This is a genomic window from Pseudomonas sp. GL_091, from assembly GCF_057837725.1.
The window spans coordinates 3,785,470-3,807,879 of sequence record NZ_CM174451.1 but is presented as its reverse complement, the minus strand read 5'-3'; the positions used below and the strand labels follow the sequence as shown (position 1 = coordinate 3,807,879).

Annotated in this window: 22 protein-coding genes and 2 pseudogenes; 15 read left to right on the top strand and 9 right to left on the bottom strand. The window is 60.1% G+C overall.

The annotated features are described in order from the left end of the window. The first annotated feature begins 314 nt into the window (after positions 1-314). The 6 genes from AC3ITY_RS17355 to otnI all read left to right on the top strand — a co-directional run bounded on the left by AC3ITY_RS17355 (position 315) and on the right by otnI (position 5,782). A complete protein-coding gene (locus AC3ITY_RS17355) occupies positions 315-482 on the top strand; it encodes a hypothetical protein (protein WP_489303934.1) in 168 nt (55 codons plus the stop codon). Further along, positions 475-1,380: an L-threonate dehydrogenase gene (gene ltnD / locus AC3ITY_RS17350; protein WP_489303932.1), complete on the top strand. Its 906-nt coding sequence runs from the start codon at positions 475-477 to the stop codon at positions 1,378-1,380. The genes AC3ITY_RS17355 and ltnD overlap by 8 nt, the downstream gene beginning before the upstream one ends. Before the next feature lie 10 nt (positions 1,381-1,390). Continuing rightward, on the top strand, positions 1,391-2,689 hold the full coding sequence (gene otnK, locus AC3ITY_RS17345) for a 3-oxo-tetronate kinase (protein ID WP_489303930.1): 1,299 nt from the start codon (positions 1,391-1,393) through the stop codon (positions 2,687-2,689). Further along, a complete protein-coding gene (otnC, locus tag AC3ITY_RS17340) occupies positions 2,686-3,324 on the top strand; it encodes a 3-oxo-tetronate 4-phosphate decarboxylase (RefSeq protein WP_489303928.1) in 639 nt (212 codons plus the stop codon). Before otnK ends, otnC begins: the two co-directional genes overlap by 4 nt. A gap of 193 nt (positions 3,325-3,517) precedes the next feature. Next, entirely contained in the window at positions 3,518-4,978 is a 1,461-nt protein-coding gene (locus tag AC3ITY_RS17335; protein ID WP_489303926.1) for a GntT/GntP/DsdX family permease, read from the top strand. A gap of 21 nt (positions 4,979-4,999) precedes the next feature. Then, on the top strand, positions 5,000-5,782 hold the full coding sequence (gene otnI / locus AC3ITY_RS17330) for a 2-oxo-tetronate isomerase (protein WP_489303924.1): 783 nt from the start codon (positions 5,000-5,002) through the stop codon (positions 5,780-5,782). A gap of 53 nt (positions 5,783-5,835) precedes the next feature. Here otnI and AC3ITY_RS17325 read toward each other — a convergent pair whose 3' ends face one another. After that, complete coding sequence (locus tag AC3ITY_RS17325; RefSeq protein ID WP_489303922.1) at positions 5,836-6,657, bottom strand: DeoR/GlpR family DNA-binding transcription regulator; 822 nt, start codon at positions 6,655-6,657, stop codon at positions 5,836-5,838. A gap of 565 nt (positions 6,658-7,222) precedes the next feature. Between AC3ITY_RS17325 and AC3ITY_RS17320 the strand changes: the two genes are divergently transcribed. After that, entirely contained in the window at positions 7,223-8,335 is a 1,113-nt protein-coding gene (locus AC3ITY_RS17320) for a CapA family protein (protein WP_489303920.1), read from the top strand. 99 nt (positions 8,336-8,434) lie between these two features. On the opposite strand, the pseudogene AC3ITY_RS17315 reads toward AC3ITY_RS17320, so the two are convergent. Together AC3ITY_RS17315 and ocd are read right to left on the bottom strand one after the other, a co-directional pair. Beyond that, positions 8,435-8,572: pseudogene (locus tag AC3ITY_RS17315) on the bottom strand (alanine racemase); the annotation flags it as partial. A 128-nt stretch (positions 8,573-8,700) separates the two neighbouring features. Then, positions 8,701-9,747, bottom strand: coding sequence for an ornithine cyclodeaminase (gene ocd, locus AC3ITY_RS17310; RefSeq protein WP_489303918.1), 1,047 nt, complete (start codon positions 9,745-9,747; stop codon positions 8,701-8,703). Positions 9,748-10,380: 633 nt separating this feature from the next. Here ocd and AC3ITY_RS17305 point away from each other — a divergent pair. The 7 genes from AC3ITY_RS17305 (at position 10,381) to astA (ending at position 16,106) form a co-directional block, all read left to right on the top strand. Then, positions 10,381-11,160, top strand: a complete 780-nt coding sequence (locus AC3ITY_RS17305) for a transporter substrate-binding domain-containing protein (RefSeq protein WP_489303916.1) — start codon at positions 10,381-10,383, stop codon at positions 11,158-11,160. A gap of 59 nt (positions 11,161-11,219) precedes the next feature. After that, positions 11,220-11,945 (top strand): ABC transporter permease, encoded by a 726-nt coding sequence (locus AC3ITY_RS17300; protein ID WP_223458373.1) that lies wholly within the window; start codon positions 11,220-11,222, stop codon positions 11,943-11,945. Then, positions 11,942-12,652 carry an ABC transporter permease gene (locus tag AC3ITY_RS17295; RefSeq protein ID WP_489303914.1) on the top strand — a complete coding sequence of 237 codons (711 nt, stop codon included), beginning with the start codon at positions 11,942-11,944 and terminating at the stop codon, positions 12,650-12,652. The genes AC3ITY_RS17300 and AC3ITY_RS17295 overlap by 4 nt, the downstream gene beginning before the upstream one ends. A gap of 56 nt (positions 12,653-12,708) precedes the next feature. Further along, a complete protein-coding gene (locus AC3ITY_RS17290) occupies positions 12,709-13,470 on the top strand; it encodes an ABC transporter ATP-binding protein (RefSeq protein ID WP_007986657.1) in 762 nt (253 codons plus the stop codon). Positions 13,471-13,482: 12 nt separating this feature from the next. Further along, a complete protein-coding gene (locus AC3ITY_RS17285) occupies positions 13,483-13,962 on the top strand; it encodes an Lrp/AsnC family transcriptional regulator (RefSeq protein WP_007974731.1) in 480 nt (159 codons plus the stop codon). Between the two features lie 174 nt (positions 13,963-14,136). Further along, on the top strand, positions 14,137-15,075 hold the full coding sequence (gene ctlX, locus AC3ITY_RS17280) for a citrulline utilization hydrolase CtlX (protein ID WP_489303911.1): 939 nt from the start codon (positions 14,137-14,139) through the stop codon (positions 15,073-15,075). Beyond that, a complete protein-coding gene (gene astA / locus AC3ITY_RS17275; protein ID WP_489303909.1) occupies positions 15,072-16,106 on the top strand; it encodes an arginine N-succinyltransferase in 1,035 nt (344 codons plus the stop codon). The genes ctlX and astA overlap by 4 nt, the downstream gene beginning before the upstream one ends. A 141-nt stretch (positions 16,107-16,247) precedes the next feature. Here astA and AC3ITY_RS17270 read toward each other — a convergent pair. Continuing rightward, positions 16,248-16,591, bottom strand: a pseudogene (locus tag AC3ITY_RS17270) (aldehyde dehydrogenase (NADP(+))); the annotation flags it as partial. On the opposite strand from AC3ITY_RS17270, the gene AC3ITY_RS17265 reads away from it, so the two are divergent. Then, complete coding sequence (locus AC3ITY_RS17265; RefSeq protein ID WP_489311061.1) at positions 16,559-16,792, top strand: hypothetical protein; 234 nt, start codon at positions 16,559-16,561, stop codon at positions 16,790-16,792. The pseudogene AC3ITY_RS17270 and the gene AC3ITY_RS17265 overlap by 33 nt on opposite strands. Here the strand turns inward: AC3ITY_RS17265 and AC3ITY_RS17260 are convergent. The 5 genes from AC3ITY_RS17260 to AC3ITY_RS17240 all read right to left on the bottom strand — a co-directional run bounded on the left by AC3ITY_RS17260 (position 16,789) and on the right by AC3ITY_RS17240 (position 22,397). Beyond that, positions 16,789-18,096 carry an OprD family porin gene (locus tag AC3ITY_RS17260; RefSeq protein ID WP_489303907.1) on the bottom strand — a complete coding sequence of 436 codons (1,308 nt, stop codon included), beginning with the start codon at positions 18,094-18,096 and terminating at the stop codon, positions 16,789-16,791. The two genes, AC3ITY_RS17265 and AC3ITY_RS17260, sit on opposite strands and share 4 nt — an antisense overlap. An 89-nt stretch (positions 18,097-18,185) precedes the next feature. Continuing rightward, a complete protein-coding gene (locus AC3ITY_RS17255) occupies positions 18,186-18,758 on the bottom strand; it encodes a PPC domain-containing DNA-binding protein (protein WP_489303905.1) in 573 nt (190 codons plus the stop codon). A 118-nt stretch (positions 18,759-18,876) separates the two neighbouring features. Further along, complete coding sequence (locus AC3ITY_RS17250; RefSeq protein WP_489303903.1) at positions 18,877-20,454, bottom strand: aldehyde dehydrogenase (NADP(+)); 1,578 nt, start codon at positions 20,452-20,454, stop codon at positions 18,877-18,879. A gap of 31 nt (positions 20,455-20,485) precedes the next feature. Continuing rightward, entirely contained in the window at positions 20,486-21,445 is a 960-nt protein-coding gene (locus AC3ITY_RS17245; RefSeq protein ID WP_489303901.1) for an amidohydrolase family protein, read from the bottom strand. After that, complete coding sequence (locus tag AC3ITY_RS17240; RefSeq protein ID WP_489303899.1) at positions 21,438-22,397, bottom strand: amidohydrolase family protein; 960 nt, start codon at positions 22,395-22,397, stop codon at positions 21,438-21,440. The genes AC3ITY_RS17245 and AC3ITY_RS17240 overlap by 8 nt, the downstream gene beginning before the upstream one ends. Between the last annotated feature and the right edge of the window lie 13 nt (positions 22,398-22,410).

The following is a 22,410-nucleotide window of genomic DNA, read 5'->3' as shown; positions in this document are numbered from 1 at the left end:
CCGAAAGGTGATCGGCACCGGAGTGGTCATATGCGACCGATGTTAGGAGAGGTAAAAGCGGTTCGTATATCAGCCATTCACGAGCCTGCCATCGCGGGTGGCGATGACAGTGGGGAGGTGCAGGAGCACCTGCTTTGCCTTTTGCACCGGCAGTGCTGTTGTGGGCATCACACGACTTGTTTTTTTCTGCGCGGCGAAATCAGTGTTAAAAAATGTTATTGGTAAAAAATACTTCACATAATCTGATCACTGGTAGATGATCTCCATCAGCCGGTATGACAATCTGATAACACGACAAAAACAGGATTGCCTTGATGTTCGATGAGATCCCGACTCACGTCCTGAATCACAGCGCCCCTCGGCAGGCTTATCCGCGTGGTGCTGATTCTGTCTACCGCTGCCTTATTCACAACGCGGCCAACGTCTGCGCCTTGCAGGCGTGGCAGCAGTCGCTGCTTTTCTCTGGAGTACCCCATGAATAACAAGAATGTCGGTGTGGTCGGTCTGGGCGCGATGGGGCTGGGCATTGCCCGCTCGTTGTTGCGCAGCGGGTTTAATGTGCATGCCTGTGATGTGCGTACTGCCGTAACAGAGCAGTTCGCCGGGGAGGGCGGTGTGGCTTGCCTGTCACCTTCGCACATGGCCGCTGAGTGTGACGTGATCATTACCGTGGTGGTCAACGCCGAGCAGACCGAGACCGTATTGTTTGGTGAGGGTGCTGCCGTGGCCTCTCTGCGGCCGGGCAGCCTGGTGATCGGCTGCGCCACAGTCGCTCCGACTTACGCGGTGGACCTGGGCCAGCGCCTGGCCGCGTTGGGCCTGCTGTATCTGGATGCACCGATTTCCGGTGGCGCCGCCAAGGCTGCCGCTGGCGAGATGACCATGATGACCTCGGGCCCGGCCGACGCCTATGTCAAGGCTGAGTCGATCCTGGCTGGCATGGCCGGCAAGGTGTATCGCCTGGGCGACGTCCATGGCCTGGGTTCCAAGGTCAAGATCATCAATCAACTGCTGGCCGGGGTACATATTGCCGCCTCTGCCGAAGCCATGGCGCTGGGCCTGCGTGAAGGGGTCGATGCCGATGCTCTGTATGAGGTGATCACCCACAGCGCCGGTAATTCCTGGATGTTCGAAAACCGCGTTCCGCACATTCTCAAGGCTGACTACACGCCGTTGTCCGCGGTGGATATTTTCGTCAAGGACCTGGGCCTGGTGCTGGATACCGCCCGGGCCAGCAAATTCCCGCTGCCGCTGTCGGCCACCGCCCACCAGATGTTCATGCAGGCGTCCAGTGCAGGCTTCGGTCGTGAGGATGACTCGGCGGTGATCAAGATTTTCCCGGGCATCGAATTGCCGACTGCCAAGCCTGAGCCTGTTTGAGGAACACCCCATGACTACCTCCACCGCACGCCCGCTGCTGGGCTGCATCGCCGACGATTTCACCGGCGCCACGGACCTTGCCAACATGCTGGTACGCGGCGGTATGCGCACCGTGCAAAGCATTGGCATTCCGAGCGCGGAAGTGGCTGCCGGGCTTGATGCCGATGCGATCGTCATTGCCCTGAAGTCGCGTACCACGCCGGTCGCCGAAGCAGTCGAGCAGTCCCTCGCCGCGCTGGCCTGGCTGCGCGAACAAGGCTGCGAGCAGATCTTTTTCAAATATTGCTCGACGTTCGACTCCACCGCGGCCGGCAATATCGGCCAGGTCAGCGAAGCGCTGCTGGCCGCACTGGGTAGCGACTTTACCCTTGCGTGCCCGGCGTTCCCGGAAAATGGCCGGACGATCTTTCGCGGCCACCTGTTTGTGCAGGATCAACTGCTCAGCGAGTCGGGCATGCAGAACCACCCGTTGACGCCGATGACCGATGCCAACCTGGTGCGCGTGCTGCAATCGCAGACCCGCCTGGATGTCGGCCTGTTGCGCTACGACACGATTGCCCGTGGCGCTGAGCAGGTGCGGGCGCGAATCGCCGAGCTAAGGGCGCAAGGTGTCGGCATGGCCATCGCTGATGCCTTGTCGGACAGCGATCTGTACACCCTGGGTACCGCCTGCGCCGATCTGCCGTTGTTGACGGGTGGTTCGGGGTTGGCCCTGGGCCTTCCGGAAAACTTCCGTCGCGCCGGCAAGTTGCGCGACCTCGACGCCTCGAAACTTCCGGCGGTGTCCGGCGGGGAAGTGGTGTTGGCCGGCAGTGCTTCGATCGCCACCAATGGGCAAGTGGCCGCCTGGCTTGAAGCTGGCCGGCCAGCTTTACGGATTGATCCGTTGGCCTTGGCGGCGGGGAAACCGGTGGTGGCGCAAGCCTTGGCCTTCGCCCGTGATAACGAGCAAACCGTGTTGATCTACGCCACCAGCTCACCGGATGAGGTCAAGTCGGTGCAACAGCAACTGGGCGTCGAGCAGGCCGGTAGCCTGGTGGAAAACGCCTTTGGCGAAATTGCCCAAGGTCTGCACCAGAGCGGTGTGCGCCGCTTCGTGATTGCCGGCGGAGAAACCTCGGGTGCTGTGGTCCAGGCGTTGGGTGTGCAGTTGCTACAGATCGGCGCGCAGATTGATCCGGGTGTACCGGCGACCGTCAGCAGTACCGAGGAACCTTTGGCGCTGGCACTCAAGTCGGGCAACTTCGGTGGCCGGGATTTCTTCAGTAAAGCCTTGAACCAACTCGCCCAGGCCGGGGGTGCGCAATGAGTAACGAGAACGCCCTGCGCGAAGAAATCTGTGAGGTTGGCCGCAGCCTTTACCAGCGCGGATACACCGTCGGCAGCGCCGGCAATATCAGCGCACGCCTGGATGACGGCTGGTTGATCACGCCGACGGATGTCTGCCTCGGGCGCCTCGAACCGGCAACCATCGCCAAGGTCAACCTGGCGGGTGAATGGGTGTCCGGTGACAAGCCTTCAAAGACTCTGGCGCTGCATCGCCAGGTCTACGACCGCAACCCGAATGTCGGCGGCGTGGTGCATACCCACTCCACCCATCTGGTGGCGTTGACGCTCGCAGGTGTCTGGCAGGCGAACGACATTCTGCCGCCGCTGACGCCGTATCAGGTCATGAAAGTCGGGCATATCCCGTTGATCGCCTACCAGCGACCCGGCTCGCCGAAGGTTGCCGAACAGGTCGCGCTGCTGGCCAATAGCGTTCGCGGCGTGATGCTCGAACGGCTGGGTCCGGTGGTCTGGGAGAGTTCGGTCTCCAGGGCCAGCTACGCCCTGGAAGAGCTCGAGGAAACCGCGCGGCTCTGGCTGATGAGCAATCCCAAGCCTGAACCGCTGGATCAGGTGGCGCTGGACGAGCTGCGAGAGACATTCGGTGCGCACTGGTAGAGCGCTGATTTTTTAACACGATAGAACATGACAGATAGATAACGCAGGCCCTGTCCGGGAGACGCTCAGCGACTCTCGATGGCCCCGGCTTGCCTAAAAATACAATAACAAGAGGAACTCCAGGCATGACTCGCCTTCACTGTGGCATTTTCAGAAGAATCCTTTCGTTCACCCGGTGTGGAGGGCTTCTGAAATGAGCCCGTTAATCCTGATGATTACCGCTGGGGCAGGCATCGCTCTGTTGTTGTTCCTGGTGCTCAAGTACAAGTTCCAGCCCTTCGTGGCCTTGATGCTGGTGAGCATTCTGGTGGCGCTGGTGGCCGGGGTGAAACCGGCCGACCTGGTCGCGACCATCGAAGGCGGCATGGGCAAGACCCTGGGCCATATCGCGATCATCATTGCCCTGGGCGCGATGATCGGGCGGATCATCGAGCTTTCCGGCGGTGCCGAGGCGCTGGCCAAGACGCTGATCACCCGCTTCGGCAACCGGCGTACGCCCCTGGCATTGACGATTGCCGGCTTCATGGTCGGGGTGCCGGTATTCTTCGAGGTCGGTGTGATCATCCTCATGCCGCTGGCCTATGGTATTGCCCGGCGTGCGCGCAAGCCGCTGTTGGTGTTTGCGTTGCCGATGTGTGCTGCGTTGTTGACCGTACACGCCTTTCTGCCGCCGCACCCGGGTGCAGTGGCCGCTGCCAGCCAATTGGGCGCGGACCTGGGCCGCGTGCTGATGTTCGGGTTGCCGATCACCGCGTTCCTTTGCTATGTCGGTTACCGCGTGGCCGGGCGCATGACCCGTCGGGCGTACCCGATGACCGACGATATTCGGGCCGAGGTCTATGGTCCGCATGTCACCAACGAGGATCTGGCCGCCTGGTCCAATGGCAACGACATCAGCGCTGATCGAGCGGCTGAAGCCGTATCACACATGGGCCTGGAAGAGTCGACCAGCAGCATCGTTTCCAAATTGCCGCCGGCCCCCGCACCGGGTTTTGGCCTGATCGTCAGCCTGATCCTGTTGCCGATCATTCTGATTCTGCTGGGGACTCTGTCTACCTCGTTGCTGCCTGCCGAATCGACGCTGCGCGGCATCATGACCGTGCTCGGTGCGCCGCTGGTGGCGCTACTGATCGACACCTTGCTGTGTGCCTGGCTGCTGGGTTCGCGCCGGGGCTGGAGCCGCACTCAGGTGTCTGACGTAATCGGTTCGGCCTTGCCCGGTGTCGCCATGGTGATTCTGATTGCCGGTGCCGGCGGTGTGTTCGGCAAGGTGCTGGTGGACACCGGAATCGGTGCCGTGGTCTCCGACATGCTGCGCACCACCGGTCTGCCGGTGCTGGCCCTGGGCTTTCTGCTGACCATGCTGCTACGCGCGGTGCAGGGTTCGACCACGGTGGCGCTGGTGACCACTGCCGGCATCATCAGCCCGCTGATTGCGACCCTCGATCTCACCCCGAACCACATGGCCCTGTTGTGCCTGGCCATGGGCGGTGGCGGGTTGGCCATGTCCCATATCAATGACGCCGGTTACTGGATCTTCACCAAGCTGTCAGGCCTGAACGTGGCCGACGGTCTGCGCACCTGGACGGTGATGACCACTTTGCTCGGTACCTTGGGTTTCTGTATTACCCTGCTGATCTGGCCCTTTGTCTAACCCTTTATCTCAGGAGCTACCATGCCTCGTTTTGCTGCCAACCTCAGCATGCTCTACCCGGAACATGAGTTTCTGGATCGCTTCGCCGCCGCTGCCTCTGACGGCTTCGAAGCGGTGGAGTATCTGTTTCCCTACGACTACAGCGCTGAAGAACTCAAGCAACGCTTGAGCGACAACGGCCTGGTGCAGGCACTGTTCAACGCGCCGCCCGGTGATTGGGCTGCGGGGGAGCGGGGCACGGTGTCGTTGCCGGGCCGGGAGAGTGAATTTCGTAGCGGGTTTGATCGCGCCCTGGAATACGCCGGTGTGCTGGGCAACTCACGCATCCATGTGATGGCCGGGTTGTTGCCGTCGGAAAGCGATCGCCCGCGGCATCACGGCGTGTACCTGGAGAACCTCGCCTACGCCACCGCCCAGGCGGCCAAGGCAGGCGTCACCGTATTGCTCGAACCGATCAATACGCGAGACATGCCAGGTTTTTTCCTCAACCGCCAGGATCAGGCCCAGGCCATCTGCAAGGAGGTGGGCGCCAGTAACCTGAAGGTTCAGTTCGACTGCTACCACTGCCAAATCGTCGAGGGCGACCTGGCGACCAAACTGCGTCGCGACTTCGATGGTATCGGCCATATCCAGATCGCCGGCGTGCCTGACCGGCATGAACCGGACCTGGGGGAAGTCAATTATCCCTATCTGTTCGAGCTGATTGACCAATTGGGTTATGACGGCTGGGTAGGGTGCGAATATCGGCCACGAGGCAATACGTCTGCCGGCTTGCAGTGGTTGCGCGACTGGAAGGCGCGCTAAGAAACTTGTAGGAGCGAGCTTGCTCCTACAAATCAGGCCAGGAGCCCGTTGTTTCACGCCGGTGTACTGTCAGCCGGCAGCAACAGTTCGACACCCTGCTTGCGGATGCCATCGGCCGCGGCAGAGGTCAATGCGTCGTCACTGAGGATGATGTCGAACTGCTCGAGCCCGGCAATCCTGTACATGCTGAAGGTGCCGTATTTCGAACTGCTGGCCACCAGCACCACTTGCGAAGCCGATTGCATCGCGGCTTGCTTGACCTCAACCTTCAGCGCCGAAGGGGTGGTGAGGCCGCGACGCAAATCCCATGAACTGGTGGATATGAACGCGATATCGGTGACGATCTGACGCAAGGTGGCAACCGCCAGACTACCCACGCACGATTGATTGGAGTGATCCAGTTGCCCGCCGGTATGAATCACCGTGACATGGGGGGCTTCGATCAGTGCCTGGACAATACCGAAGTCATTAGTCACCACGGTCATGCCGGACAGCGCCTTGATATAGGGGACGATTTCCAGCGTGCTGGTTCCCGCATCCAGGTAAATCGTCATGTCGGCATGCAGCAGCCGGGCGGCGAGCCTGGCCATGGCCTGCTTCTGCGGCAACTCGACCACCGCCTTGATCTGATGGCTGGGCTCACTGTGCAGCTGGCTGGCGATCCGCACCCCACCCGTTACCGAGTAAGCACGACCTTCCTGCTCCAGCAACGCAATGTCGCGGCGTATGGTCATGTGCGAACAGTCGAACATTTCCATCAATTGATGAACGCTCAGCACCTGATGCTTGCGCAACTGTCGCAGCATCAATTCACGGCGCTGTTCAGGGATCATCGGTGCGCCGCTTTCGGCGGCGATGTCCTTTTGACTAGGCATTCGGGCTCCAGAATGAAGAAATCCGCAGACAAGGAAGGCGGGCAACCATAGTAGCGAATCTGCAGCTGGATCAGTAGCGGGATGAGATCTCGAGCCCATTACCCCTACGTAAAACGCTTGTTTCTACCTGTTCATAACCAGAGCTATTAGCTCCCTGGCTACGAACTCCGCGCTTCGCCGGATACACAGGTCTCACCCATTCAGGCGCCCGCTCATTGATGACGCGCGGCACCTGAATCGTTGGCTACATTACAAAGCGATCAATCATTCAACACGCAGTACGGATGCTATTGACTCTCCGGCTTCAAGACGTTCCAGCAGACCGGGTTCTGCACGATCACTGGCCAGTGCCTGGTCGATGACTGCGGCAAGTGCCTGACCGCCAAGAATCAGTAATCCGTTGCTCAATCGGACTGGGGCTGGAGGATATCGCCATTGCCAATGAGCTTTATCAGTTGCATATGAAGAACAACTGAGTAGAGGTTTAGAAGTCGTTCTACCTATTTCAGCGTAATAATAAGCCGGGGGATGGAAACATCCCCCGGCTTATATTCGGGAGGGTGCCATGGCAGCTGTTACCGATACGCTGAAGCTGTTTCTCGCTGGCGACGTCATGACCGCCCGCGGCATCGACGCAGTACTGCCGCATCCTGGCGATCCGCGGCTTTACGAAGCTTACGTCAAGAATGCCGGCGATTACGTCCGGCTGGCAGAACGGGTCAATGGTTCGATTCCCCGCCCAGTCGATTTCACCTATGTCTGGGGCGATGCGCTGGATGAGTTCGAACTTCGCCAGCCACACGCACGCATCATCAATCTGGAAACTGCGGTGTCCCGCCGCGGACGACCGGAGCCAAAGGGCATCAATTACCGCATGAGCCCGGAGAACTTCCCGGTCATCAGCGCAGCCGGCATCGACTGCTGCGTGCTGGCCAACAACCATGTGCTGGACTGGGGGGCAGCCGGCCTGGCCGATACGCTGGAGACCCTGGCGAGCAATGGTATGTGCAGCGCCGGCGCCGGGCACAACCTGCAATCTGCCGAAGCGCCCGCCGTGTTGCTGCAGCCTGGCGGGCGGCGCTTGCTGGTGTTTGGCCTCGGCGCACCCGACAGCGGCATTGCGTCGGACTGGGCCGCCACGGATAAGGGCCCGGGCGTCGCGCGGCTGGAGGATCTGTCGATGCAAAGCCTGCGCCCTGTGGCCAAACGGATTCTCGAGGGCAAAAAACCGCGGGATCTGGTGGTCGCCTCCATTCACTGGGGCGGCAACTGGGGGTTCGATATCCCGCGCGAGCAAGTCCGGTTCGCCCATGCCTTGATCGACGAGGCCGGGGTTGACGTGGTGCACGGGCATTCCTCGCACCACGTCAAAGGCATCGAGGTGTACCGCGAACGCCTGATTCTCTATGGCTGCGGTGACCTTCTGAACGATTACGAAGGCATCGATGGCTACACAGCCTTTCGCGGCGACCTGGGGTTTCTATACTTTGCCTCGCTGGACCCGGGCGGGCACCTGCAGTCGCTGGACTTGATACCCACCCGCTTGCGGCGCTTTCGCCTCTGTCGCGCCGAAGGAGATGACCGTCAATGGCTGCGCGACACCCTCTCTCGCGAGTGTGCACGCTTGGGCAGCAGCATCCAGCCGGGCGCGCAAAATGCCTTCGAGTTGCGTTGGTGAGCCCCCTTGGCGACTCCGCGTTATCGTTAACGTCCATCGCGAGCAGGCTCGCTCCCACAGGGGCGCAGCGTTTAGCCTGCGCACCTTCTTTTTTTCTCCTTATCTGGACTTCAATACTTTCGGATTGGAGTTACCCCAGATCGTGTACAAGTCCGCCAACAATGCGCCGTTGATGGTCTCAAGCTCCGTCTGGGTAATCTCGTCATCACCTTGCTTGCCGTACAGAACGACCTCATCACGCCGATACAGGTGATGCCCATCCGGATGGCGCTGTAAAAAAGGCTTAAACGACTGAGGGATTGTCCGGGGTTGCGCCTGGCAGCCGAAGGGGCCGCCAGGTGAACGCTTTGAAATGTCGAGTGGTATTACGCCCGACGCTTTATATCGGCTGTTACTGAAGGCAGCAGCAGCGAGAACAGGTTCTTGGGATCCTGCAGCTCTGGCACCAGCTGGATGTCGCTGCCAATGTTGAGCGTTCGTGCAACATCCAGCACATAGCGCAAGGCGGAGTAGTCCTCGATGGCGAAGCCGACCGAGTCGAACAAGGTGACTTCCTCGGCATGCTGGCGACCTTGAGTCTGACCATTGATGACTTTCCAGAACTCGATAACCGGTGAGTCGGCGGGCATCTGTTGAATTTCGCCTTCAATGCGGCTTTGCGGTTCGTACTCAACCATGACCCGCGCACGCTCGACGATGTCCCGGTGCAGTTCGGTCTTGCCGGGGCAGTCGCCGCCCACGGCGTTGAGGTGCATCCCGGGCTCGATCATCTCAGGGGTTAAAATCGTTGCGTAGGCCTTGTCGGCCGTGACCGTGGTCACGATATCGGCGCCACGCACCGCTTGCGCGACGCTATTGGCAACGCTCACCTGTATGGCGGGGTAGGCCCGCAGGTTGGCTACCAGCTTCGCTGTCGCGGCAGGATCGATGTCGTAGAGACTGATTTCAGTAATGCCGAGCAGTGTATGAAATGCCAGGGCCTGGAATTCGCTCTGTGAGCCGTTGCCAATGAGTGCCATTCGGCGACTGTCCGGTCGGGCGAGGTAGCGGGCCGCGAGTGCGGAAGTGGCAGCGGTGCGAATGGCGGTCGTCAGCGTCATTTCACTCAGCAAAACAGGCTTGCCGGTATCGACGTCTCCCAGCGCACCAAAGGCCATGACCGTCAGCATGCCATTGTGGGTGTTCTTCGGATGTCCGTTGACATACTTGAAAGCGTAGAGCGCTGCATCAGACACGGGCATCAGCTCGATGACGCCCTCGGGTGAGTGGTTCGCCAGGCGCGCGCACTTTTCGAAATCCGGCCAGCGTAAGTAGTCTTGACGGATGTACTCGGCCATTTCGATCAGGCAACGAGGCAAGCCTTTTTCCTGGACGAGACGGCTCAGATCATTGACGTCAATGTAACGGGTCATATTGGGTTCCTTTGGGCGTTTTTTGGTGTGCCGGTCTGGACTACCTTGCGCTTTGGCGGCTGAGACTCAGGAGGCGGTCCATGTGTTTGCAACGGACCTATTGTCGAGGCAATGGCGAGAAGATTTCGGCCAATACCGACCCTGGACACAGCGAGAGAAGTCGAAAAACAGGCAGCGCACAGCGGAATCGGCCGGGTGACACTGACCAGTCGCATCTCGCTCGCGCAGCTCAAGCGCGATGCGCTTCACGACGCATCGTCATGCAGGTGAAGTAGAAGGCCGCGAAGACCATCACACTTCCTGTGCCGCTCCCTTTAAGTGGAGAAACAGTGACTTACGGCAGCCGACAGAATCGGCTGTGAAGACCCTTCGATCAGCACAGGCACGCTGTTTGAACGGGGGGTTACGACACCTGCACCCTCCCGGCAATTGGCATTCTGACGGTCCGTTTCAAGCGCTTGTCGATCGCTGCTTGAGATGGAGTGCAACTCCGACGACTGGCTGCTTCCAGTCGAGAACAACAACAAAAACGGCTGCGGTGAAGACCGCATCGACTCTCTGCCCCTGTCAAAAAGTGTGGTCCGACGCAGGCGCCGGATCGCGATAAATCCAAATAATCCGGGACTCAAGAAAATGAACATCAAATGGCTGACTTTGCCGGCACTCGCGTTGCTGTGCTGCACCACGGGCGCCAGTGCCAAGGAATGGAAGGAGCTGCGATTTGGCGTCAATCCAAGCTACCCACCCTTTGAATCCACTACGGCCGATGGTGGGGTCCAGGGCTTCGGCGTGGATCTGGGCAATGCAATATGTGCCGAGCTGAAGTTGACCTGCGTGTGGGTCAGCAATGATTTCGACGGGCTGATTCCGGGGCTCAAGGCCGGCAAGTTCGATGCCATCGAATCTTCGATGACCGTTACCGACGCGCGCAAAAAACAGATCGACTTTACCGATCGCCTGTACGCCGGACCGACCGCCATCGTTACCCGCAAAGACTCCGGACTGCTGCCTACCGCCGAGTCGCTGCGCGGCAAAACCATCGGTTACATGCAGGGCACGATTCAGGAAACCTACGCCAAGGCCAAACTGGCGCCGGGCGGGGTGAAACTGCGGGCCTATCAGAATCAGGATCAGGTGTATGCCGACCTGGTATTTGACCGTCTCGATGCGTCGATCCAGGACAAGCTGCAAGCGCAGATGAGTTTCCTGACCTCGCCACAAGGGGCGGACTTCCACAACAGTGAAGGCATCAGCGACCCGTTGGTGCCGGCAGAGATCGCCATTGGTGTGCGCAAGGACAACGAAGAGCTCAAAGGCATGCTCAACACCGCCATCAAGGCCCTGCACGACAAGGGCATCTACGCGCAGATCCAGCAGAAACACTTCGGTGATCTGGACCTCTACAACAACTGATCCTCGCGCCCCGGTCGCTGTGTTGCAGCGACCGGGGCGCATCAAGACAGGTGACTGGCGTGAACTCCTTCCTGAATGTTCTGGGGGTCGACCTTTCGGCCCTGCAAGGCTATGGCCCTTTGTTGCTGCACGGCACCTGGGTCACCCTCAAACTGTCGGCGCTCGCGCTTTTGGTGAGCATGGCGCTGGGGCTGCTCGGCGCGGCAGCCAAGCTGTCGCCGCTGAAGCTGTTGAATCTGCCGGCGACCTTTTACACCACGCTGATCCGTGGCGTGCCCGACCTGGTGTTGATGCTGCTGATTTTCTACAGCCTGCAAGGCTGGCTCAGCGCCCTGACCGAGTCCATGGGCTGGCCCTACATGGAAATCGACCCATTCGTGGCCGGCATCATCACCCTTGGTTTTATCTACGGGGCGTATTTCACCGAGACCTTTCGCGGGGCGATTCTGAGTGTGCCACGCGGGCAACAGGAAGCCGCGGCGTGCTTTGGCTTGAACCGTTGGCAGCGCTTCCGTTTCGTGGTGTTCCCGCAAATGATGCGTTTCGCCTTGCCGAGCCTGGGCAACAACTGGCTGGTGCTGCTCAAGGCTACGGCGCTGGTATCGATCATCGGTTTGTCGGACCTGGTCAAGGTCGCGCAGGAGGCCGGCAAAAGCACGTTCAATATGCTTGATTTCCTGTTGCTGGCCGCAGCGCTTTACCTGCTGATCACCAGCGCTTCGAACTATGTCTTGCGCGTGCTGGAACGGCGCTACAACCAGGGTGTACGGGGGATGGCGCGATGATCGAGTTGATTGCCGAATACTGGAGACCCTTTCTGTTCAGCGACGGCGAGACCCTCACCGGGTTGGCCATGACCCTGTGGTTGCTGGTGGCGAGTATTGCCATGGGCTTTTTCCTGTCGTTGCCCCTGGCGATCTTGCGCGTCTCGCGCTGGGGCGTTTTGCGTTGGCCGGTTCAGCTGTTCACCTACATCTTTCGCGGCACGCCGTTGTATATCCAGTTGCTGATTTGCTACAGCGGGATCTACGGCATTGCTGTGGTCCGTTCGCAGCCATTGCTCGAAGCGTTTTTCCGCGACGCCATGAATTGCACCTTGCTGGCGTTCACTCTCAACACCTGCGCCTACACCGTGGAAATCTTCGCCGGAGCGATCCGCAGCATTCCCTACGGTGAAATCGAAGCGGCCCATGCCTATGGCCTCAGTGGCTGGCGCCTGTATCTGCAACTGATCCTGCCTTCGGCGCTGCGCCGTGCGCTGCCGTACTACAGCAACGAAGTGATCCTGATGTTGCACGCGACTTCGGTGGCTTTCACCGCAACGATTCCGGACATCCTGAAAATCGCCCGGGATGCCAATGCGGCGACCTTCATGACGTTTCAGGCCTTCGGCATTGCCGGTCTGCTGTACCTCGTGCTGTCGTTCGGACTGGTCGGCGCGTTCCGCCTGGCGGAGAAACGCTGGCTGAGCTTTCTCGGCCCGACCCACTGACTTCCATTCTTTATCCAGAGCGGCGCCGATAAGTGAGCCGCTCCAGGAGTATTCGCATGTACAAACTCACGGTTGAAAATCTGTATAAACGTTTTGGTGACAATGAAGTGCTCAAGGGCGTCTCGTTGAACGCACGGGCAGGGGACGTGGTGAGCATGATCGGCGCCAGCGGTTCGGGTAAAAGCACCATGCTGCGCTGCATCAACTTTCTGGAGCGTGCGGACGAAGGCGCCATTGCTCTGGATGGCGAGCGAGTCCTCACCCGTCAAGGCGTCGGTGGCATGCGTGTCGCCAACCCGAAGCAATTGCAGCGCTTGCGTACGCGACTGGCGATGGTGTTCCAGCATTTCAACCTGTGGAGCCACCTGACCGTGCTGGAGAACATCGTGCTGGCGCCGTGTCGAGTCCTGGGCATGAGTCGCAAGGCCGCCGAGGAGAGCGCGCGGGCGTATCTGGACAAGGTCGGCTTGCCGCAACGGGTGGCCGATCAGTACCCGGCGTTTCTGTCGGGCGGGCAGCAACAACGGGTGGCGATTGCCCGGGCCCTGGCGGTGGAACCCGAAATCCTGTTGTTCGACGAGCCAACCTCGGCGCTCGACCCGGAACTGGTGGGTGAAGTGCTGAAGGTGATTCAGGCGCTGGCCGAAGAGGGCCGGACCATGTTGATGGTGACCCACGAAATGGGGTTTGCCCGGCAGGTCTCAAGCCAGGTGTTGTTCTTGCATCAGGGCCGTGTGGAGGAGCAGGGTGATGCTACGATACTCGACCGGCCAAACAGTGAACGTTTGCAGCAATTTCTATCGGGTCGTTTGAAATGAGGCAAGGCGCACATGGCGGATATCCGCGATCTGTCGATCGTGCTTGATCGTATCGATCAGGCAATCATTGAAGTGCTGCGCCACGAAGGGCGCATCACCTATCAAAAGCTGTCCGAACGCGTGCACCTGACCCCCAGGCCTTGCCTGGAACGGGTGCGCAAGCTGGAACAGCTTGGGGTCATTCGCGGCTATGGTGCGATTCTCGATGAGAAGAAACTGACGCCGGGCTTGTCTTTGCTGGTGCTGGTGGCGTTGTCGAACCAGAGCGGACGCGCGGCGCAAAAGGCCTTCGAAGCCAAGGTCCGCGCCTGCCCGCAGGTGCTGGAATGTCGCCTGATCAGCGGCGCGTTCGACTACAGCCTGCGCATGCGCTGCCGTGACATGGAGCATTACCGGGTGTTAACCGAAGTCTGGTTTGACGACCCGGATTTGCACATCGACAAACTGGTCAGCCACCCGGAGCTGGCGATGGTCAAGACCACCATGGAATAAGACAAGAATCGCTGCCCAAAGCAGCGATTTTTTTTGTTTTTCAGCCCGGCCGAATCGGCTGGGCAACCAGCAATCTTCAGCCGTTTTCATCAGTGCAAAAGCCGTTATCAACCGGGTTTTTCCCACCTCGAAACAGACAATGAGCCTCTCTCGACCCTCATTGAGTCTGTGCCCATGCAAACCACCAACACGGTATTAATGATTCGCCCGACACGTTTCTCCTTCAATCAGGACACGGCGGCGAACAACCGTTTCCAGCGTCCGGCAACCGTTGCCGAAGACGTACAACTCAAGGCCCTTGCCGAGTTCGATGGCTATGTTGACGCATTGCGTCGGCACGACGTTGAAGTCCTGGTGCACAACGATCGCGAAGCGCCGCATACCCCGGACTCGATCTTCCCCAACAACTGGTGGAGCAGCCACCCGGATGGCACCTTGGTCCTGTATCCGATGCAGGGCCACAACCGGCGTCTGGAGCGGGACAAAGGTGTACTCGATGGGTTGCTGGGTGAATACCGGGTCGAGCAGTTGCTGGACCTGTCCAGCCTCGAAGAGCATGAGGTTTTCCTGGAGGGCACCGGCAGCATGGTCCTGGATCGGCAACAGCGGATCTGCTACGCCGGGTATTCCACGCGCACCCACGCCCGGGCACTGGATCAGTTGGTCAGTCATCTGGGCTATGAACTGTGTGCGTTCAACGCGGTGGACCGCCAGGGCGTGGCGATTTATCACACCAACGTCATGATGAGCGTCGGCACCCGCCTGGCGGTGGCCTGCCTGGCGTCTGTGGCCCATCCGGGCGAAAGTGCGGCGCTGCGTAACCGACTCGAAACCAGCGGTAAACAGGTCATCGCCTTGAACTGGGCGCAGCTGGAATCCTTTGCCGGCAACATGCTGGAAGTGCACAACGCAGCGGGCGAACCGCTGCTGGTGATGTCGCGTACAGCCTGGCAATCCCTGGACGCCGATCAGCGTCGCTTGATCGAAACTCACACCACGCCGTTGCCGGTGAACATCGACACCATCGAGCGCATCGGTGGCGGCAGCGCGCGCTGCATGTTGGCCGAAGTGTTCCTGCCCAAGCATTCGTCCACCCAGGAACAAGTGCGATGATCGTTCGCCCGGCAACGCCTGAAGATCTGCCGGCTCTGCTGGCCTTGGCCCATAGTGCCGGCACCGGATTGACCACCTTGCCGGCTGATGCATCACGACTGCGCCAGCGCCTGGAATGGGCGGCCAAAACCTTCGCCGGCGAAGCCGAGCGTGCCGATGCCGACTACCTGTTTGTGCTGGAGAACGAACATAAAAAAACGGTGGGTATCTGTGCCCTGGCGGGTGCTGTCGGCCTGCGGGAACCTTGGTACAACTACCGCTTGGGCCTGTTCGTCGCTGCGTCGAAAAACCTGGGTATCAATCAACAGCTGCCAACGTTGTTTCTAGGCAACGACATGACCGGCCATTCCGAGCTGTGTTCACTGTTTTTACACGCCGACCACCGCAGTGGTCTGAATGGTCGTTTGTTGTCGAAGGCGCGCTTCCTGTTTCTGGCGGAATTTCGCGATCGCTTCGGTGACAAGGTCATTGCGGAAATGCGCGGTTACTCGGATGAAGAGGGCGTTTCACCGTTCTGGGAAGGCCTGGGACGGCACTTCTTCAAGATGGATTTTGCCGACGCCGACTACCTCACAGGGCTGGGCAACAAGACCTTCATCGCGGAACTGATGCCCAAGTTTCCGCTGCCAACCTGCCTGTTGCCGGAGGGCGCGCGAGCGGTCATCGGAAGGGTTCACCCAAACACCGAACCGGCGTTGGGTATGCTCAAGGCAGAAGGCTTCGAGCATCGTGACTACATCGACATCTTCGACGGTGGTCCGCTGATCGAATGCGCCACCGGGGATATTCGTGCGGTGCGCGATAGTCAGGTGCTGCAACTGAGCATTGGCACACCGGGGGAGCAAGCGGCGACTTACCTGATTCATAACCGTCAGTTTGCCGATTGCCGGATCACTGCGGCAGCGGCGCGAATTGCAGCCGGTACGCTGATTGTCGACGCTCAAGTCACCAAGGCGTTGGGCTTGAGTGCGGGGGCTTCGGTGCGGGCGGTGAGTCTGGCAGTGCCTGCCTTGCAACAATCAGCGGCTTAGGTAACTAACTCTCGCGCTCGTTCCTGCGGACATGACTGCATCTGTTTCGCGGGCACCCGTGGAATGTTTCGCACCGGCGATCGACTGCGCCCGTGAAACGAGGAGCCACTGGCGGGCTCCTCGTTGATGAACCCGCGAGTGTTACTGAGCTTCGCGGGTGGTTTGGCCATTGACCAGGCGAGAGATGCCCAGGTTGTCGGGATAGTTCTGGAAGCACACCGGGCGCAGGAAACGATCGATCGCCAGGGTGCCCACCGACGTTCCGCGCGCATCCGAAGTAGCCGGGTACGGCCCGCTATGCACCATCGAATCACAGACTTCCACACCGGTCGGATAACCGTTGAGCAGGATCCGTCCGACTTTCTGTTCCAGCAGCGCCGTCAGTTCGACGAACCGTTCAAAGTCCGCCGTCTGCCCTGGTGCGGACTGCCGGCGAGGTGCTCGATGCCCGGATGAGCGAGCAGCTTTTGCAGACCCTTGCCGTGCTGCTCGCTCATGCTGCGCTCGCCCGAAGCGATGCGCAGCATGAGCTTGAAGATAGCCTCACCGCACTCTTCGATGGTCAGGGTGTCTTCGGCAATCTTGCCAGCGTTGCCGAACACGCCGAGTTCATCAAGCTGCGCGGCGCCGACTTCCTGATGGCGGACGCGCCACGAGTGAGCGATATCGTGATGTCCAGTGGCTAAAACAGCGCAATGCTATAAGTCACGATCAACCGATTCTGATCCTGGTTGCGGGACGCTTCGCTGTTCGACTTGCCATTGCGCCAACTGAATCCAACCCCTTTAAGCGCACCGGACTGGAGTACGTAGTCCAGGCTGATATCTCGCTCCCATTCTTTCTGCTCATCACCGGATGTCGTCTTGATATTGTCCCCGCTGAGGTACATGACCGACGCTTTCAAACCCGGGACCCCCAAGGCTGCGAAGTCATACGCATACTGACCGAAGGCTGTGCGCTCGCCCGCGCGGGTGAAAGTCTGGATCAGGCGATCGGTATACAGGTAAAGACTGGCCCCACCGGCGCCTTTGTCCGGCAAATTGCCCTGATTGAGCTGAGTGAAATTACTACCGCTTGAAACGCTTTGGTAACCCGCGGTAATCGCATGGGCACCCAAGGAGTAAATCAGCGCGGCACTCCAGGTTCGGTTGTCGATCTCGCCATCGCTGTCTTGGGTATAGCCACTGATCCTGTAGCCCGAGGTACCCGAGCTGTTTTTACCGGACGAGTCGGTCTTGAAGTAACGCAGGTCGGTTTTCAGGGATTGATTGTCCGAGATCGCCAGTGTGTGGATCAGGCCGAAAAACTGCTGGGTGTAATAGTCGTCCAGGTTGGCGTAGTAATACTGGACGGTCAGGTCCTTGGTGATTTTCCAGTCGCCGCCGGCGAAGTCGAACGCGTTGCTTTCACGGGTACCGCCCGTGGCGGCCAGGCCGGTTTGATCGCTTGAACCCCGCCCCGTGGCGTGTTCAATCCGGCCACCCGTCAGGGTCAGATCCTTGAACTCGCTCGAAGTGATTTGCCCGCCATCGAATGTCTGCGGCAGCAGGCGTCCGTCGTTGGCCACCAGGATCGGCAGCTTCGGCATCAGCGTGCCCAGGCGCAGCTCGGATTTCGAGACCTTGACCTTGCCGGTCATCCCCAACCGGCTCCACTCATCGACGGCGCTGTTGTCGCTGTCCGAAGGAATCATCGAGCTGCCGACATGCCGTCCTTTGCCGCTGTCCAGGGTAACGCCCATCAAACCCAGCGCATCGACGCCAAAACCCACCACGCCATCGGTGTAGCCCGACTTGTAGTCGAGCATGAAGCCCTGAGCCCATTCTTCGGTTTTCGAGGGGGCGGCCGAGCCGTCGCGGTTGTCATTGTTGAAGTAGAAATTGCGCATGCCCAGCGTGGCTTTGCTGTCACTCAGGAAGTCGGCCTGTGCCTGGGTGCTGAGTGCAATGGCACCCAGAGCCAGGGTTACGACCGTATTCTTGTTGCTCATATGAAGCGCCCCTTGTTTTTGTAGTTGGAATTGAGCAGGGTGACTCCCGCCATCACAGATGCGCTGTCGGCGGGAGCCTGCTGTTGGAGTCAGATACCCAGTACGTTGGCACCGATGCACGGGTCAATCCCGCGTTCCAGACGACGCTGGTGCAAGATCACAGTGATCTCCATCGAACCGGTGGTGACTTCGAAATCCAGAATGTGGCCGCCATAGGCCTGGAACGTGGCGTCGCCGGCGACACCGTGCATGTGGATCGAAGGCTGATCATTCTTCCAAGCCACAGAGCCGGTGATGCTGGCCATCTCGACGTTGCTGAAGGTCTTGGCGTCGAAGTCCTTTTTGTCCTTGTTCCAGAAACCGAACTTCACGTTGCCGAAACCGATCCCGCTGATCGAGGCACTGGGGATATTCTCGGCTATCGCCAGTTTGGTCAGTTCCTTGAACGCGTTGTCACCCGTGCGCAACACCATGAGGTAACCGGTGGGGGTCTTGGTGTAGCGCGGTGTGGCTTCAGTGGCACATTGCATGGGCGCTGTCGTCGCGGTGGGGGTGGTGTCGGCAACGGCCAGTTGAGTGCCTGCGGTATTGATCATCACGGCGGCAGTAACGGCCAGCATCAGTCTGCAAAAGCTTTGTTTCGGGTGACGTTGAACGTGCATGAGACTTCCTCTGTTTTTATTGTGGGTGCAGCGGTTTTCGGGACAAGCGAATCCGATGCCTGTTGTTTACAGGCACGGAAGTTGTTGCTATCAGTGGGCGTTAGTTGAAGCCGGTGACTTACAGCGCTTCGCGGTGGCTGACGCCGTCAACCAGGCGGGCGATGCCCAGCGGGTTGGCGTTTTTCAGGGCATCTGGCAGCAGGTTGTCGGGGCAGTTCTGGTAGCACACGGGGCGCAGGAAGCGATCGATCGCCAGGGTGCCGACCGACGTGCCGCGCGCATCCGACGTTGCCGGGTACGGTCCGCCGTGGACCATCGCGTCGCAGACCTCCACGCCCGTGGGGTAACCGTTGAACAATACGCGCCCGACTTTCTGTTCCAGCAGGGCCAGCACTTCGCTGACACTGCCGGGTTCCGTGTCTTCAATCATCAGGGTGGCGGTCAACTGCCCGCGCAGCCCGTGCAAGGCCTGCATCAACTCGGCGAGGTCGGCGACTTCGACGACGATAGTGGTCGGGCCGAATACTTCTTCCTGCAGCAATTCATCACCGTTGATCAACAGGCTGACGTCGGCCTTGAACACTTGTGGCTGTGCCTGATTACCCTGTTGATCGGTGCCGGCCAGGTGCGTTATGCCGGGGTGAGCGCGCAGGTTGTCCAGGCCGTGGCAGTAGCTTTTCAGGGCACCGCTGTTGAGCATGGTTTGTGCGGGTTGTTCGTTCATCAAACCGGCAAAACGCTCAAGGAAAGCGCTGAACTCCGGCGAGCGAATGCCCAGTACCAAACCGGGATTGGTGCAGAACTGACCCGCACCCAGTACCACCGAAGCGCTCAGCTCGGTGGCAATCTTGTCGCCGCGTGCCTTCAACGCTTCGGGCAACAGCAATACCGGGTTGATGCTGCTCATCTCGGCGAACACCGGGATCGGCTGCGGGCGTGCCGCTGCCATGTCACACAAGGCCCGACCGCCGCGCAACGAACCGGTGAAACCGACCGCCTGAATCGCCGGGTGCTTGACCAGTGCTTCACCGACACTGCCGTAAAGCAGGCTGAAGACACCCTCAGGCATGCCGGTTTTTCGCGCAGCGCGAGTGATCGCATCGGCGACGTAATCGGCGGTCGCCATGTGCCCGCTGTGGGCCTTGAACACTACAGGGCAACCGGCGGCGAGAGCGGAGGCGGTATCGCCGCCCGCGGTAGAAAAAGCCAGCGGGAAGTTGCTGGCACCGAACACCGCGACCGGTCCGAGCCCGGTGCGATACTGGCGCAGGTCCGGGCGGGGCAGCGGTTGCCGGTCCGGCAGCACACGGTCGATGCGCGCGCCGTAGAAATCGCCGCGCCGCAGCATCGTGGCGAACAGGCGCATCTGGCCGCTGGTGCGGGCCCGCTCACCCTGGATGCGCGCGGCGGGCAGGGCGGTTTCCCGGCACACGAGGCTGATGAACGGTTCATCCAGCGCCTCCAGTTCCGTGGCTATGGCGTCGAGAAAACCGGCGCGACGTGCGGCAGAAAGGTTGCGAAAGGTCGGGTAAGCCGTGGCGGCTGCTTGCGCGGCCGCGTTCACTTCTTCCGTTGTCGCTTGATGAAAGCGATACGGCAGTGCTTCCCCGGTGCTGGCATCGTGGCTATGCAGGGTGGTCGTGCCGTTTGCCGAGCGTGTGCCGGCGATGTAGTTGTGGCCTGAAACTTCAAACATGTTGGACTCCTGATGAGCGGTGCAAACGGGTTCAAGTGAGCCGGTAGATGCGTCGGGCGTTGTCATGAAACAGGGCCAGCCGCTCAGCGAGGGGGCGGTCGCGAACAATGGCTTTGAACCCGTCGAGGACTTCGCTGAGGCTGTTCACCACGCCATCGACCGGGTAATTACTGGCGAACGCGCAACGGCTGACATCGACAATCGAAATCGCGTCGTTCACCACCCTCCGGTTCGCTTCGACTGGCCATGCCTTGCCGGGGATACAGATGCCGGAAATCTTCAAGGCAACGTTCGGCTCCCGTGCCAGCAGCGCAAGGTTGGTACGCCACCCGGCCAAGCCTGCTTCGGACCGATCCGCAGGCAGCGCGGTGTGATTGACCACGATGGTCACGTCGGGAAAGTCCCGGGCCAGCTCGGCGGCTTCTGGCAGATGCCACCAGGGCGCCTGCAATTCGAAGTGCAGGCCGTTTTTCGCCAGTTGTGCGTAGCCCTCACGCCAGCGCGGGTCACGCATGGAGCCTGGTTCTGCAAAATCTACACGCCAAGCCTCGCGGCGGGTCACCGTCGGTTTGTGGCGGATGCCGCGCACCAACGGGTGATTTGCGTACAGGCGCAACAGGTCGAAAGCGTCTTCACGGTCCAGCCAGGCCTGCGCAACCATCGCCGCCACGCTGGGTTCGTTCTGCGCCAGTGATTCGACAAACATCACTTCATCCGCCGGTGTTGCCGGATCCCATTCACCTTCAATGACGACGGTCTGCACCACGCGATGCTTGCTGGCCAGTCGGCGATAGTCGGCCGGCAGAAAGTTGCGGCAAATGGACGAGTAATCGCCATAGCGGAACGGTCGCAACGGGCGATCGTTCAGCCACGGGTAGTAATGGGTTTCGATGTCGAAATAGTGTTGGTGCGCGTCGACGATGGGCAGGTCCGCGTCGTCGCCACTGGCCAGAAAGCGTGTGCGCCAGTCGATGCTCGATAACTCATCCATGCGGTTGCTCCAGGCGATAAAAGCGTTGCGCGTTGCCGGCGAACACCGCTTCCTGCACGGCACGGCCCAACGGTGCGAGCATGTCGGCTACGCCACTGGCAATCGTGTCGTAGGAAGCACGCAAGCCCGCCACCGGAAAGTTGCTGGCGAACATGCAACGTTCGGGGCCGAAAATCTCCAGCGCGGTCAGCACCACCACTCGGTTGTCGGCGTAGTTCCAGGGCGAATCCTTCAGGCCGAACTCCGACAACTTGATGTGCACGTTGGGCTGCAAGGCAAGTGCTTCCAGGCCTTTGCGCCAGCGTGCCATGCCTTGCGGGCTGCGATCCCAGGCGAAGCCGGTGTGATTGAGCGCAATGCGGATTTGCGGAAACAACGCCGCCACCTCGGCCGCCTCGACCAGGTGCCACGGCGGCACGCGCAAGTCCCACGACAGATCGTGATCAGCCAGTCGCGCAAATCCTTCCAGCCATTTCGGGTCCTGCATGGTGCCTTTGGCCCCGATAATCGACACGTCTGGCGACGCCGAGGTCAGCGGTTTCGAACGTATGCCTTTGACCAGTGGCCGCGCAGCCTGGGCGGCGAGAATCTCGGCGCTGTCTTCGCGATCGAACCAGACGTGGGCGACGATGGCGCTCGGGAAGCCATAACGGGCGTTCACCTGTTCCAGCCACTGGGTTTCGGCGACTTGCTCATCGCGTGCGCGCTCGGCTTCGACATGCACGGTGCCGACCAACCGTTGCTTTTCGGTCAGAGCGAGAAAGGTTGCCGGCAGGAAATCACGGCACAGGCTGTGATAGTCGCCAAGAAAGAAGTCCTCGTGATAGTCGTCCTGCAACCACGGATAACGACCGTTGCCCAGGTCCCACAAGTGATGGTGGGCATCGATAATCGGCAGCGCGTCTTCGCCGGCAAGATTCGGCAAACCGTTGCGTTTGTGCAGCGTGATCATGACGTCGTCCCTT

What these genes read in the sequence shown, in the direction of transcription:
- AC3ITY_RS17255 (WP_489303905.1), bottom strand. Translation starts at nt 18,758, where the DNA reads ATGCACGTTCAACGTCACCCGAAACAAAGCTTTTGCAGACTGATGCTG.
- AC3ITY_RS17250 (WP_489303903.1), bottom strand. Translation starts at nt 20,454, where the DNA reads ATGTTTGAAGTTTCAGGCCACAACTACATCGCCGGCACACGCTCGGCA.
- AC3ITY_RS17320 (WP_489303920.1), top strand. Translation starts at nt 7,223, where the DNA reads ATGGCAGCTGTTACCGATACGCTGAAGCTGTTTCTCGCTGGCGACGTC.
- AC3ITY_RS17335 (WP_489303926.1), top strand. Translation starts at nt 3,518, where the DNA reads ATGAGCCCGTTAATCCTGATGATTACCGCTGGGGCAGGCATCGCTCTG.
- AC3ITY_RS17305 (WP_489303916.1), top strand. Translation starts at nt 10,381, where the DNA reads ATGAACATCAAATGGCTGACTTTGCCGGCACTCGCGTTGCTGTGCTGC.
- ltnD (WP_489303932.1), top strand. Translation starts at nt 475, where the DNA reads ATGAATAACAAGAATGTCGGTGTGGTCGGTCTGGGCGCGATGGGGCTG.
- AC3ITY_RS17295 (WP_489303914.1), top strand. Translation starts at nt 11,942, where the DNA reads ATGATCGAGTTGATTGCCGAATACTGGAGACCCTTTCTGTTCAGCGAC.
- AC3ITY_RS17260 (WP_489303907.1), bottom strand. Translation starts at nt 18,096, where the DNA reads ATGAGCAACAAGAATACGGTCGTAACCCTGGCTCTGGGTGCCATTGCA.
- ctlX (WP_489303911.1), top strand. Translation starts at nt 14,137, where the DNA reads ATGCAAACCACCAACACGGTATTAATGATTCGCCCGACACGTTTCTCC.
- AC3ITY_RS17285 (WP_007974731.1), top strand. Translation starts at nt 13,483, where the DNA reads ATGGCGGATATCCGCGATCTGTCGATCGTGCTTGATCGTATCGATCAG.
- AC3ITY_RS17245 (WP_489303901.1), bottom strand. Translation starts at nt 21,445, where the DNA reads ATGGATGAGTTATCGAGCATCGACTGGCGCACACGCTTTCTGGCCAGT.
- otnC (WP_489303928.1), top strand. Translation starts at nt 2,686, where the DNA reads ATGAGTAACGAGAACGCCCTGCGCGAAGAAATCTGTGAGGTTGGCCGC.
- otnI (WP_489303924.1), top strand. Translation starts at nt 5,000, where the DNA reads ATGCCTCGTTTTGCTGCCAACCTCAGCATGCTCTACCCGGAACATGAG.
- AC3ITY_RS17325 (WP_489303922.1), bottom strand. Translation starts at nt 6,657, where the DNA reads ATGCCTAGTCAAAAGGACATCGCCGCCGAAAGCGGCGCACCGATGATC.
- ocd (WP_489303918.1), bottom strand. Translation starts at nt 9,747, where the DNA reads ATGACCCGTTACATTGACGTCAATGATCTGAGCCGTCTCGTCCAGGAA.
- astA (WP_489303909.1), top strand. Translation starts at nt 15,072, where the DNA reads ATGATCGTTCGCCCGGCAACGCCTGAAGATCTGCCGGCTCTGCTGGCC.
- otnK (WP_489303930.1), top strand. Translation starts at nt 1,391, where the DNA reads ATGACTACCTCCACCGCACGCCCGCTGCTGGGCTGCATCGCCGACGAT.
- AC3ITY_RS17265 (WP_489311061.1), top strand. Translation starts at nt 16,559, where the DNA reads ATGAGCGAGCAGCTTTTGCAGACCCTTGCCGTGCTGCTCGCTCATGCT.
- AC3ITY_RS17355 (WP_489303934.1), top strand. Translation starts at nt 315, where the DNA reads ATGTTCGATGAGATCCCGACTCACGTCCTGAATCACAGCGCCCCTCGG.
- AC3ITY_RS17240 (WP_489303899.1), bottom strand. Translation starts at nt 22,397, where the DNA reads ATGATCACGCTGCACAAACGCAACGGTTTGCCGAATCTTGCCGGCGAA.
- AC3ITY_RS17290 (WP_007986657.1), top strand. Translation starts at nt 12,709, where the DNA reads ATGTACAAACTCACGGTTGAAAATCTGTATAAACGTTTTGGTGACAAT.